Source organism: Bacteroides sp. 519 (assembly GCF_010500955.1).
Classification (GTDB): domain Bacteria; phylum Bacteroidota; class Bacteroidia; order Bacteroidales; family Bacteroidaceae; genus Bacteroides.
Genome location: NZ_QVMJ01000007.1, coordinates 247,307 through 261,166, shown reverse-complemented (window position 1 = coordinate 261,166; position 13,860 = coordinate 247,307). Strand labels below are relative to the sequence as shown.

The window sequence follows — 13,860 nt, the reverse complement described above, 5'->3', positions numbered from 1 at the left end:
TTTATAAATCTAGCCACATAGCCAGCAACCAAATATAATCTTTCAATTCTATGCGAAGTGTTTTCAATGCCTGGCAAATGCGGTAGTCTACTGTTTTAGTAGATACTTGTAAGCGTTCGGCTATTTGTTTATAAGTCATGTTGTGAAAACGGTGTAATACAAATGCTTCGCGATATGCTTCAGGTAGTTTGGATATTGCGTTTTTAATCTTATTTGATAGTTCTTCTTCGTCATAGAAATCAGGATTATCAAACTTTTCCTGCATCTTTTGGTGTAAGGTAGATAAAACCCGTTGTTTTATTTCATTTCTGGTTATTAAAGTAAAGCATTTATTCTTCACCATTTTAAACAAATAGCCTTTTAGCGAAACCTCAAATACAAATGTTTCTCTATTTTCCCAGAACCATACCATAATATCTTGTACGATTTCTTCAGAGTCTTCAAAATCAACATACTGATTTGCAAATGCACATAGCGGCGAATAATATTTCGTAAACAGAATATCAAACGCTTTTTTATTTCCTTTTTGTAAGTGTTCTATTAAGATCGTATCGTTTGCCGTTTTGAGGTCCATCTGTATTATAATAAGGTCATCTTGCTTTTAATCTACGGTCTATACAAAAGTAAGCAATTAAGTTGAATGCCCAAATAACTAACTTGGACTTTATCAAATCATTTAAGTAACAATTTTGATAATCAGCAAATTACAGTACCACTGGTTTTTTAATACTGATACAAAAGTACCACTAAATTTCTAAGCTTGGTACAAAAGTACCACGCAGGGTGATACAAAAGTACCACGCCTAAGACACTTTTGTATCATAAGCATGGTACTTTTGTACCACAAGCGTGGTACGAAACCGAAGTGTGTATAGTTCTCTGCATTTCAAAAAAATAGCCTTAAACAGAAAAAAAACAGTTTTAAGTTTAGGAGGTTCTCAATATCGATAGTCTTATAATAAAGACAACAGAATAATGGACGAAAATATACTCTTAAAATATTTCACAAGGTCACTTGATGCGCTTCAAGAGCAACAGGTAGAAGCTTGGTTCAATGAATCCGACGAAAACAGAAAAATAGCAGAAGACATTTACTATATATATTATTCAACCCAAACATTGCAGCAAATTCGGAAAACAAACCCGGTAGAAGCACTAAAGAAAGTAAATAAGAAAATAGGATGTAATAGGAATCAGAAATCATTCATTTATCAGTTTCAGCGTATAGCAGCTATATTGGCAATTCCTTTATTATGTACAACACTTTATTTTCTTCTTCAAAAAGAAGCAGATCATTATCTTGAATTTCGTACTAATCCGGGTATGGTGGCCTCTTTTAAATTGCCGGATAACTCAGAAGTATGGCTTAATTCTTCCTCTTACCTGAAGTGTCCGGTAAACTTTTCCGGTAATACTCGTAAAGTGCATTTGGAGGGCGAGGCCTATTTTGCAGTAACAAAGAGTAAAAAGCAAAAATTTGTAGTCGAAACTGCCTCCGATGTAAAAGTAGAAGTGCTGGGTACCGAGTTTAATGTAGAGGCTTACCCTGATGATGACTATATATCTACCACCTTGGTTACAGGTAAAGTTGAGGTGAAGTATTACTCGCAAGAAGGCAGGGAAACTTCCCAGATATTACATCCTGGTGAAAGAGCAATGTATAATAAAAAAAATCTGTTGTTTGAATCGGAAGAAGTACCAGTATTGGTAAATGTGGCATGGAAAGATATGAAAGTGGTGTTAAGGAAAACTCCACTGGAAGAAATGATAAAAATATTGTCCAAACGTTTTGATGTTGATTTCATTATACTGAATAAGGATTTAAAGAATAATACATATACAGGTACATTCGATGAGCAGCAGTTGGATGATGTGTTAGAAGGCCTGAAACTATCAACAGGTATTCGTTACCGGATTATTACCTGTAAATCAAACGAACATGGAGTAAAGAAAAAAAAGCAAGTAGAGCTTTTCTGATAAACACTTGAAGACCTTTGGTTGTTAAACTTAAATGAAAAAAACATGAGACGATTTTATCCTCCTTAAACAAAAACATACGAGAAAGTTTGGCGACTTTCTCGTATGAAAACTGTTAGCTTGTTTGGCGACAAGCTTTGTTAACTATTTTTTTAAACTAAAAAATCACACAAATCTATGATTAATTATGCAATTATCCAACATTTTAGGATAATAAGTAGGCATTGTACTTTCCTAAAAAAAATCCCTCTGCGTATGAAAGTTTCGGTTGTCATGTTATTACTAACGTGCGGATTGATCTATGCCTCTAATAGTTATTGTCAATCAACGCAGTTTACATTTAATGTAACTAACAGTTCTGTACAGGATGTACTTGATAAAATTGAGAAACAAACAGATTTGAAGTTTTTCTATAGTAACACACTTGTTGATACCGATCGGCTGGTTTCTCTGGATGTAAATAAAGAAAATGTGTTCGAAATTCTAAATCGATTATTCGAAGGAACTGATGTAAGTTATTCGGTGCTTGATAAAAGTATCATTCTTTCTACTAAAAAAATTATAGCCAGTGCTTCTTTGGGCTATGATCAAACAGTAAGAAAAATATCCGGAACAATAGTCGATGAACTGGATGAACCGGTTATTGGTGCCAACGTTGTAGTAAAAGGAAAAGCAACAGGAACTATAACTGATGTTAATGGTAAATTTTCTTTGGACGCTTCGGAAACTGATGTTTTGCAAATTACATACATCGGATACCTTGCACAAGAAGTACTTGTTGGAAATCAGACCACTATTAAAATAGTGCTTAAGGAAGATGCGAAACGTTTGGAAGAAGTTGTGGTTACAGCTCTTGGTATCAAGAAATCCGAGAAAGCATTAGGATATTCGGTACAAAAAGTAAGTGGTGAAGAACTTACAGCTGTTAAAGGTACCAATATAGCGACCTCACTTACCGGTAAGATTGCGGGTGTAACGATATTGAATAAAAATGATTTCAATTCATCTCCTACTGTTTTGCTTCGTGGCGAATCGCCATTGATTGTAATTGATGGAGTACCTTTCGAAAACACCGGATTAGGGCAGCTTTCTCCCGACGATATTGAATCTATTAGTGTATTGAAAGGATCAACAGCATCGGCGTTATATGGTGCTAAGGGTTCGGCCGGTGCATTGATGATCTCTACAAAACGTGGAACCAAAGAAGGTGTAACGGTAAGTGTGAATAGTAATACGATGTTAAATCTGGGACATTTGGTACTTCCGGAAGTACAATCATCGTACAGTAGCGGATCGGGTGGTAAGTATCTGCAAGAAAAAAGTGAATATATCTGGGGAGATAAACTGGATATTGGTAGAACCGCCGTTCAATACGATCCATATACCTACGAATGGAAAGAAATGGAACTAACATCGAAAGGGAAAAATAACTTCAAAAACTTCCTCGAAACATCTTTTATCCTGAATAATAACGTAAACGTAAGTTATAAAGGTAAGGAAGGAAGTGTAAGAGCATCTATAACCCATATTTACGACAAAGGACAGTTCCAGGGAAATAAGCTAAACCGGTTTAATTATACGGTGGCGGGTGATATGAAAAGAGGTAAACTATCATTGGATGCTTCGATTAACTTTAATATGAGTTTTTCTCCTCAAACACGTGGAACCGGATATAGTGGACTGGGTTATATGTACAACATGATTGTATGGACCGGTACCGATTTTGATGTTCGCGACTTTAAAAACTATTGGGTAAAAGGCAAAGAATATGAAAAACAAAACTGGCATTATGATGCCGACTATAACAATCCGTATTTGTTGGCAAACGAGGTAACCTCTAGTTTTAACCAAAGCCGTGCAAATGCACAGTTCAATGCCAATTACGAATTAACAGATTGGTTGAAAGCTACTGCCCGGGTAGGATCGGACTTTTATAACCATCGTACGCAGGATAAAACACCAGCCGATGTTCGTAATTCATGGAAAGGAAGTTATCGTTTATACAATTACAGAACTTACAGTATCACAGGTGATGCTTTGTTGATTGCCGATAAAAAACTAGGAGATTTTAATGTTGGAGGTATCTTTGGAGCTGGATTAACATACTATGATTATGCATACCAGTATTCAACAACAAATGGTGGTTTAACTGTGCCCGGATTTTATTCGTTGGCTGCTTCGGTTGAATTGCCCGGCACATCAAGCAGTGTTACCCGCCGACAAACAAACAGTCTTTATGGAAAAGCCGAAGTATCATGGAAAAGTGCTGTGTTCTTGGAAGTGACAGGACGTAACGACTGGGTTTCGACGTTGGAAGAGAGAGAACGTTCTTATTTCTATCCATCGGTGTCAGGTAGTCTTATTTTGACAGAACTGATGCAAATGCCCGAATGGTTGAGTTTCTGGAAAGCAAGAAGCTCGTGGACTGTTTCCAAAACTCCGGCTTCGGTATATGCTATAAACAAAGTATATAGTTTGACCCAAAATGCATGGGCTGGTCAGTCGTCGGCTGCCTATACCCGTACCATTCGTGATGCTGCTATACTTCCACAAAGCTCAAAAGAATTTGAGGTTGGAACAGTTGCACATTTCTTTAATAATCGTGTACGATTGGATGTTGCTTATTATACCAAACTTATCTATGACCTTCAAAGATCGGCTTCGGTTAGTTATGGGTCAGGTTTCGATACTTCGTTGATTAATTCGAAAGAAGAGCATATCAAAAAAGGTTGGGAAGTAACATTGGCCGGAGATATTTTTAAAACCAAAGATGTAGACTGGACTTCGACCGTTAACTGGTCGCGCGATCGTATTTATTATAATAAAATAGACGAGGATTATTCTACCGACCGTCCATGGGTAAAAAAAGGTGCTCGTTGGGATTGGTTTGAAGTATATGATTGGGAAAGAGATCCTGATGGTAATATTATTCATAGTGGTGGTATGCCTGTGGCTAGCAAGTATCCAACAAAAGCCGGTTATGAACGTGCCAGCTGGGTATGGGGATGGAATAACCATATTCGCTATAAAGATTTTACACTTGATATTTCTATCGACGGACGTGTAGGTGGAAAAGCATACAACCGTTTGGAACAAGCCATGTGGAACTCGGGTACTCATAAAGACAGTGATAATCAATGGCGTTATGATGAAGTGGTGAACGGACAGAAAAATTATGTTGGACAAGGAGTAGTAGTAGTTTCGGGTGAAGTGAAGTACGATTCTTATGGAAATATACTGCAAGATACTCGCGTTTTTGCCCCAAATACCACCGAAGTAGGCTACGAAGCTTACACAAAAACATATCATTGTTGGAATGGATCAAAACGTAGTCAGAACATTAAATCTTTGACATTCTTTAAAATACGCGAAATAGCATTGGGTTATAAAATGCCAAAGCATTATTCAAAGGTAATAGGTATGAACAATATACATTTATCACTTGTAGCTCAAAACCCGTTGCTCTGGGCCAAAGAATTTAAGTATTCCGATCCTGATGCCATATATGAAGGTAATGCCGAAACATTGAATTCGCCGGCAATGCGTTATGTGGGTATTAATATAAAACTAGATTTTTAAAATAATGATTATGAAACTATACAATAAACTTATACTTTTGTTGGTTGTAGTTATGTGTTCTTATGGATGTACGGATTTTGATGAATTAAATACCAATCCGGACACTACAACTACGGTTCCAGCCTCTATGTTAGCCAGAGGAGTTATACTTAAGATGATTCAAAAAGGAGGTTCTAAGGATTTTATTAACGATGTGTTGCTGGCTAAACAGTTTACCTGGAACGAAAATGCAAATGGAATTCAATACAACCTGATTGGAACAAAAGAACTAAGCCGTTTGCAAACATTGGTAGATTGTACCGATATGGTATCGAAAGCTCCGGAAAATTCGTTGAAGGGATACCAAGGATTGGCTTCTTTTGCTAAAGCTTTCATGTGTTATTATACAACCATGGATTTGGGCGATATCCCATATAGTGAAGCAGGAATGGGAGAAGAAGGAATTCTGAAACCTAAATTCGATTCGCAAAAAGATGTACTTATTGGTATTCTGAAAGATTTGGAAGAAGCTTATAGCTTTTTCTCGGCAGCCAATGATGTTGCTTTTGAAGGCGATCCCGTTTTTGGTGGTAATAAAAACCTATGGAAAAAAACAGTAACTGCCATGCAATTGAAAGTTTTGATAAACTTATCAAAACGGGTAGATGATAGCGACTTGAATGTAAAGACTCGCTTTGCTTCCATAGTAAGTAGTGGCTCATTAATGACCTCGAATAAGGATAACTATCAGTTAGTGTATGAAGACAAAACAAACATGAGGTATCCGTTTAATGATATGACTACCAATCAGTGTAAATATGCTATGCACTCGTCGGTGTTGGTTGATACATTGAAAAAATACAATGACTATCGTTTGTTTTATTATGCCGAGCCTGCTGACGGTTTACTTGCAGAAGGATTCTCCAAAAGCGACTATGATGCGTATGTAGGAATTGATCCGTCGGCTACTTTCAGTGTAGTATCCGGAGAACATGGTAAAAAGATGTTTTGTGCACCAAACAAGAGATATACTTCGACAGATCATAGTGTGGGCGAACCTCTGATTTATCTGGGATATGGCGAACAACAACTTATCTTGGCCGAGGCAGCTCTTCGTGGCTGGATTTCGGGTGATGCAGATACATATTACAAGAAAGGTATCAAGGCTAACATGGAATTTACACGCAATGTTACTCCTGACAGCTATGTAAATGGACGCGTAATGACCGACGAATATATCACTTCTTATCTGGCTAGTGATATAATTCAATTAACTGGAAATTTTGAACGTGATTTGAAACTGGTTATTACTCAAAAATACATAGCCAACTTCTTGCAATATCCATACGAAGCTTGGTATGAATATCGTCGTACGGGCTATCCTGTACTGCCAATAAATCCGGAAAGTAGTCAAAATTCTACAGGAACGGACAAAATTCCGATGCGTTACAGATACGCTAACCGCGAATATTCATTTAACCGCGCAAATCTGGAAGAATCATTGTTGCGCCAATTTAATGGCAATGATGATATTAATAACCTGATGTGGTTATTGAAGTAAAATCTATTGACCCATAATGTAACCTGCATTATTCATATTCAAGAATAGAAGGAGTTAATTGGGAGTTATAGGAGTTAAAGCTTTAAAGTCAATAACTCCTTTTAACTCCTAGCGAAGCGATAACTTCTTTAACTGAAGGAATAATGCAGGTTGATTGTTTTTTCCACCCCTATCTCTTTCAGGAAATATTTGTCGTGCGAAATAGCAATAACTGTTCCCTCGTACCGTTTAATAGTATCGGTAATGATTTCGATGCTTTGAATGTCCAGGTTATTTGTTGGCTCATCCAGAATAAACAGATCCGGCGTGTTATTATTGATCATTAAGCAACAAAATGCCAGTCGCATTTTCTCGCCACCACTAAGTTTGCTGCAAGGCTTATCCCAGGTAGAAGCAGGAAAAAGAAACCGGTTGAGGATTGTTTTCAATTCATGCTCGGGTAAAGGAATATCATTGAACTTTTCGGCCTGCTCCAAGATGCTCAATTCATTGCGAATAAGTGAATATTCCTGATCCAGATAAACATAGTTCAGGTTCTCTGCCTGAATCAGCGTTCCGGATGTAGGGGTTAACTGCTTGGTAATGATGCGCAATAAGGTTGTTTTTCCGCTACCATTACCGCCTTCTATGCACAACCGGTTGCCACTACGGATTTCAAAACTTAATGAATCTTTCCATAAAGGTTTACCGCTGTCATATGCAAAGTTAATATCATTTGCAGTTACCAGAATTTTACCTTTATATAATGATGAAGAATTGAAATCTGTTTGCAAGCTAGTGGTAGGTGCCAAGGTTTCCCTGTTCTTTCTCACTTCGCTTTGTAGCGAATCAATCTTATCACTGTGAATTCCTTTTAGTTTGGCCGATGTTAATTCGGATGCCGATTTCAGGTTGCCCATTACAATTTTGGGAACTCCTTTTTTCATATTTGCTTTTTCGCCCCTTGAACTATGCTTTTGTTGGCGCTCGGCTGTTTCGCGTGCAATTTTGCGTGCCTGTTTCAGTTGCTTTTCGCTCTCTTCAAGTCGTTGTAGGGCAGCTATTTGCTGTTGTTCTTTTTGTTCTTTATAAAACTCATAATTACCACCGTACATAATTATTCCTTTATCGGATAATTCGGCAATAGTGGGTAATACATTTAGTAACATTCGGTCGTGGCTCACAACAATCATTGAATTGCGTGTTGACTCAATAAACTCATATAACATGGTACGCGATTTATAATCCAGATGATTGGTAGGCTCGTCTAACAATAAAACAGAATACGGATGAAGTTTCATGCTGGCAAGGAAAACCTTTGTTTTCTCGCCTCCACTTAGTGGTTCTATGGGCTGAGTGAGTGAGAAAGCATTCAGTCCCCATTCATTTAGAGAAGCAATAGCATCGTCCTCAATAGTCCAATGTTCGTTTAAAACAGTGAAGTTTTTTTCTTCAACATCACCTTTAAGAATATTATGCAATGCGGTTAACTTATCATCAATTTGCATTGCTTGTGCTATTGTTTGATTATTATACTGACCAAAATGTTGAGGCACATAAAACACCCCATCGGCAGGTAGAATTATACTACCCGAACTGGGTAGGGTTTCGCCGGCAATAATACGTAGCAAGGTAGATTTACCACTTCCGTTATTGCCCACAAGTGCTGTTTTAGCACTACTATCCAGAGAAAAGTTTAGATTCTGGAAAAGAGGCTCCTTATCCGAATGGATATAGCTAAGACTTTGAATAGAAAGACTCATGATATTAAAAATATCTTAGAAAAATAATAAATAGAATAATAGAAGAGTTGTGGAATGCGAATGCTTTCCACTATCTATCCCCAAAGAATAGATTTAAAAAAAGAAAGGTGTGTGAGTAATTACATTCTCATTGGAGTATTTATGAATTCGGGGGCAAATATAAATAAAAATCTTCGGTTTGTGGCAATTAGATAAAAAAAATACCCCTCACGGGGTAATTCTTTACAATTATGCGGTATCGCCAATTCCTAATTTTTAATTCTTAATTCCCAAAGCTCAAGGGTAGGAGAGAGGTAGCTTTTAGAATTTCGTAAACACAATCGGTTCCATATAAAAGTATCCGCATGGGATGTTTATATCGGTTTTCGGTTTCTACCATAACTTGTCGGCAGGCCCCACAAGGAGTAATTGGTTTTGCTGTAAATTCGTTATTGGTGTATGCTGCTATAGCCAATGTATCAACAGGTTTGTCAGGATACTGAGAGTTAGCATAGAATAAGGTTGTACGTTCGGCACATATTCCTAGTGGATAAGAAACATTTTCTTGATTGGTACCGGTTACTATGGTTCCATCATTTAATAGAGCTGCTGCCCCAACATGAAAATTTGAGTACACTGCATAGCTCCTTTGGGTAGCTTTCTTCGCAGCTTCAATTAACGCTTGGTCGGCTTCGGGCAGTTCATTAAAGTTGTATATGTTTACCATTAGGTTGACAATCTCTTCTCTCATAATATGCTTACAGGTTAATATCTGTTAATATGTTATTGAATTATCTTTCAAAGATAGCAAACATGTTGATTTTTCCAATAATTTTTAAGAATTTTGTAACTCACAAACGAATAAAAAACAACCATTAGCCAGTAATCTGTCCTCGAATATTTTTTCTTGCGAACATATTCAATGTAAAAATGGTTATATGATGACAAAGGATTCCACATCCAAACACAACCCAATCACGAATAAAAGGAAAATAGGATGAAAAAACGAAATTTAATGCCTTTATTGGTATGTCTATTTATTACCTCTATTAAAGGTTTCAGTCAAAACACATCTACACTATTTGAAAACTATGTTAAGAAATATAGTGATATAGCTGTAGATGAGATGGTGAAGTATAAAATACCAGCAAGTATAACCTTAGCACAAGGCTTGCTGGAAAGTGGAGCCGGGCAAAGCCGTTTGGCAACCGAAGCTAATAACCATTTTGGTATTAAATGTGGAGGTGATTGGACTGGCCCATCTATCACTCATACGGATGATAAAAGGAATGAATGTTTTCGTAAATATTCAAATCCAAAGACCTCTTATGAAGATCATTCCAAATTTCTTCTAGGCCGTCCCTGGTATAGTAATTTGTTTAAACTGAAGATAACCGATTATGTAGGTTGGGCTTATGGCTTAAAAGAAGCCGGATATGCAACAGACGAAAAATATCCGGAAAAGTTAATAGCAATAATCGAACAATATGGTTTAAGTAAATATGATAAATACGATAAGGCTCAGGGCTCGTCTCCAACAGTTACTCCTCCGGTAACTCCGGTTAAATCTCATCAAAGATATGCTACTAATGATGTACTTTTCATTATTGTGCGTGAGGGAGATACATTTGAAAGTTTGCGGGAAGAATTTGGCTTGAAGAAAAAGAAGATTCTTAAATATAACGACCTGCCTAAAAACTATATACTTCAACCCAATGATATCATCTATTTAGAAAAGAAAAAGAAGAAAGCGGCAAAAAGCAATAAAATACATGTTGCAACCTATAACGAATCTTTGCACGATATATCGCAGCGGTACGCAATTAGACTGAAGAAACTATATAAGAAAAATAAAAAGCATCTCGAAACTAATGGCCTGAGAGTTGGCGATACAATAAAATTACGATGATTTGACTAATGTGCCAATATTCTAATGTGCCAATATGCAAATATGCCAATGTGCTAATTGGCTGCGCATTTAAATTGGCACATTGGCATATTTGCACATTAGAATATTTGCACATTGGCATATTAGCATATTGGCACATTAGCATATTACTTCTTAAGGCTATTGCAAATCTCTTGATTTACTTTCTTCACTCTGCCTTCTTCTACTTTAATAACTTTACGGTCATAAGTCATTAATCCGTTTACTTCACCCTCTACATCGGTAGTTTGTGTGTATACGGCGGCCGAGAATCCGGTGCGGATCATCTTTTTCAGCATTTCGGCATACTTCACGTATTCATCAGTAACCTCTTTGGCAGTTTTAAACTGAATGTATCCCCAGTTCTTGTCAGGTTGCCACAAGTGTCCTTCAAGAGGCATACCAATACCACCATATTCGCCCAGTACAGTTGCTCTTTCGGCATCATACAAATAAAGTTCCGGTCCTGGATAGTTGTGAAGGTCGAGCATATCGCCTGTATGATAATGATTACCACCACTGGCAGGATTAACCAAACGTGAAGGATCGTATGTTTTGGTCCATTCGGCAAATTCTTCTGTTTTGAATTGTCCCCATGCCTCGTTGAAAGGAACCCAGGTTACGATAGAAGGATAAGAATAAAGATAATCAATAATTTCTTTCCACTCTTTGCGGTAGTTAGCTTCCGACTCGCCACTGCGTATCAATTCGCTGCCATTAAAGTAATTGCGGTTTTGCCATTGTGGCGAATGGTCACCATTAGGCATATCTTGCCAAACAAGAATACCCAACCGATCGCAATGAGTGTACCAACGTGCAGGTTCAACCTTTACGTGTTTACGAATCATGTTGAAGCCAAAGTCTTTTGTTTTTTGGATATCATATAAAAGAGCTTCATCGGTTGGTGCTGTGTAAAGACCATCGGGCCACCAGCCCTGATCCAAAGGACCAAACTGGAACAAATCTTTGTTGTTTAACTGTAAACGTACAATTCCGTTTTCATCTCTTTTGGTAGATACCTTACGCATGGCAGCATAGCTTTTTACCTTATCCTGCGCTTTGCCCTGACTAATTAAACTCACCTCCATATCGTAAAGGAAAGGCGAATCGGGCGACCATAGTTTAGGGTTAGCAATGGCTATTTCCAGTGTTTCGCCTACCACGCCTTTGCCTGTAGCTACTGTGGTTTTGTTGTCTTTAATAATAACTTCAATCATATCGCCATACGTTGTTCCTTCGGTACAAGCTTTTACACTTAGTTTTTTAGTGTCGATGTTAGGAACTACTTTCAATGCAGCAATATGCTTTTTGTTAACCGGTTCAAGCCATACTGTTTGCCAGATTCCCGACACAGGAGTGTACCATATTCCGTGTGGTCTTTTGTGTTGTTTACCTACTGGTTGGTAACTATCGGTAGTTGGATCCCATACCTTAACTACAAGTTTTTGGCTTCCTGATTTCAGGAATGGAGTGATGTCGAATGAGAAAGGAGTGTATCCGCCGGTATGTGTGCCGATTTTAACATCGTTCAGGTAGATTTCTGTTTTCCAGTCAACAGCACCAAAGTGTAATAATACCGATTTACCTTTCCAGCTCGAAGGAACAGTAAAGCTGTGTTTGTACCACAACTCATTATCCTTGCCTAACTCTTTTTGTACACCCGATAGGCTTGATTCAACAGCAAAGGGAACAAGAATTTTTCCATCAAAAGTGTTTGGTTCGGCTTCGCCAACCGGTTTAATGGCATAATCCCATAATCCATTCAGGTTCACCCAGTCGGCACGTTCCATAATTGGACGCGGATATTCGGGTAACACATTGTTTGGGTCGAGGGTTCCGGCCCAATTCGTTTTAATCTTGTCGCCTTGTGGCGCCCATTGTGCATAGGCCGTGGTTGCGGCCAATGCCAATGCTAATACAATTGTTTTTAATCTCATGTTAGTTATTGTTTAATAGAAAACTTATAAATACAAGTCTGTGTATATGTTTCGCCCGGATTTAACCGTGTTGATGGGAAATTAGGATGATTAGGACTGTCGGGGAACTTTTGTGTTTCCAATGCCAGTGCTTCTCTGAAAGCTATTGGCCGGCCATACTTTCCGTTTGTTTTACCATCGAAGAAGTTACCGCTATAGAATTGTACTCCCGGTTGATCGGTATAAACCTCCATTACTCTTCCGCTTGTTGGTTCGTATAAGGTAACGGCCAGTTCTACAGTGCCCTGATTCTTTTTGTCGAGCACCCAGTTGTGGTCGTACCCCAAACCATTTTTAAGTTGTTCGTTATCCTGATTAATTCTTTCGCCAATAGCTGTTGCTTTGCGGAAGTCAAATGGCGTACCACCAACCGGGGCAATTTCGCCCGATGGTATAAGAACTTCGTTTACCGGTGTTGTATAACTGGCATTTATGGTAAGTATATGGTCGGTAATGGTTCCGTTTGCTTCACCTTTCAGGTTAAAGAAAGCATGGTTCGAAAGATTTACTACAGTAGGTTTGTCGGTAGTGGCTTTATAATCAATAATAAACTCATTATCCTTGCTGAGTGTGTAGGATACATTGAGTTTCAGATTACCAGGGAAACCGTCGGTTCCGTCGGGCAACAGGTAAGAGAACTGGATAGCATTATCGGTTACTTTGTCAACATTCCAGGCAACCATGTCGAGGCCTGTTAATCCACCATGTAACGTTTGGCCGTTGTTGTTTATGGGTAACTGATATTCTACTCCGTCGATTTCAAATTTGCCATTAGCAATGCGGTTGGCATATCGGCCAACAACCGGACCAAGAAATCGCTCGCCATTGTTGTTCAGGTAACGGTCAATGTTTTCGTATCCAATAGCTACATCAGCGTACTTACCGTTTTTATCTGGTGTCCAGATTGATATTACCCGTAGGCCGAAGTTAGTAACCTGAATGGTTAATCCGTTACCGGAATTAAGTGTGTACAAAGATACCGGTTTACCATCGACAGTTGTTTCGAAGGCTGATTTGTCCAGTAATGTAATGTCGGACTTTGGTTGCCCTGTGCAGGCCATGAGAGCTATTAATGCTCCCATACAAATGAATTTTGTAATCTTCATGATTGTTTGGTTTGATTATTATGTTTTTTTTTGA

At 38.1% G+C, this 13,860-nt stretch carries 9 protein-coding genes; 4 read left to right on the top strand and 5 right to left on the bottom strand.

The window, feature by feature from the left end; translation table 11 throughout:
- Position 1 precedes the first annotated feature (1 nt).
- Entirely contained in the window at positions 2-574 is a 573-nt protein-coding gene (locus D0T85_RS09250) for an RNA polymerase sigma-70 factor (RefSeq protein ID WP_163212516.1), read from the bottom strand.
- A 401-nt stretch (positions 575-975) separates the two neighbouring features.
- On the opposite strand from D0T85_RS09250, the gene D0T85_RS09245 reads away from it, so the two are divergent.
- From D0T85_RS09245 to D0T85_RS09235, 3 genes are all read left to right on the top strand, one after another.
- Entirely contained in the window at positions 976-1,977 is a 1,002-nt protein-coding gene (locus D0T85_RS09245) for a FecR family protein (protein ID WP_163212514.1), read from the top strand.
- A 255-nt stretch (positions 1,978-2,232) separates the two neighbouring features.
- On the top strand, positions 2,233-5,556 hold the full coding sequence (locus D0T85_RS09240; protein ID WP_163212512.1) for a SusC/RagA family TonB-linked outer membrane protein: 3,324 nt from the start codon (positions 2,233-2,235) through the stop codon (positions 5,554-5,556).
- Between the two features lie 10 nt (positions 5,557-5,566).
- Positions 5,567-7,096: a SusD/RagB family nutrient-binding outer membrane lipoprotein gene (locus D0T85_RS09235; protein ID WP_163212510.1), complete on the top strand. Its 1,530-nt coding sequence runs from the start codon at positions 5,567-5,569 to the stop codon at positions 7,094-7,096.
- Positions 7,097-7,224: 128 nt separating this feature from the next.
- On the opposite strand, the gene D0T85_RS09230 is transcribed toward D0T85_RS09235, so the two are convergent.
- Positions 7,225-8,838, bottom strand: coding sequence for an ABC-F family ATP-binding cassette domain-containing protein (locus D0T85_RS09230; protein WP_163212508.1), 1,614 nt, complete (start codon positions 8,836-8,838; stop codon positions 7,225-7,227).
- Positions 8,839-9,100: 262 nt separating this feature from the next.
- Positions 9,101-9,568 (bottom strand): cytidine deaminase, encoded by a 468-nt coding sequence (locus D0T85_RS09225; RefSeq protein WP_163212506.1) that lies wholly within the window; start codon positions 9,566-9,568, stop codon positions 9,101-9,103.
- A gap of 246 nt (positions 9,569-9,814) precedes the next feature.
- On the opposite strand from D0T85_RS09225, the gene D0T85_RS09220 reads away from it, so the two are divergent.
- Positions 9,815-10,726 (top strand): glycoside hydrolase family 73 protein, encoded by a 912-nt coding sequence (locus tag D0T85_RS09220; protein ID WP_163212504.1) that lies wholly within the window; start codon positions 9,815-9,817, stop codon positions 10,724-10,726.
- A gap of 146 nt (positions 10,727-10,872) precedes the next feature.
- Here the strand turns inward: D0T85_RS09220 and D0T85_RS09215 are convergent, their stop codons facing one another.
- Both D0T85_RS09215 and D0T85_RS09210 read right to left on the bottom strand, forming a co-directional pair.
- Positions 10,873-12,681: a glycoside hydrolase family 2 protein gene (locus D0T85_RS09215; protein ID WP_163212502.1), complete on the bottom strand. Its 1,809-nt coding sequence runs from the start codon at positions 12,679-12,681 to the stop codon at positions 10,873-10,875.
- Between the two features lie 5 nt (positions 12,682-12,686).
- Positions 12,687-13,826, bottom strand: a complete 1,140-nt coding sequence (locus D0T85_RS09210; protein WP_163212499.1) for an aldose epimerase family protein — start codon at positions 13,824-13,826, stop codon at positions 12,687-12,689.
- Positions 13,827-13,860: the final 34 nt, after the last annotated feature.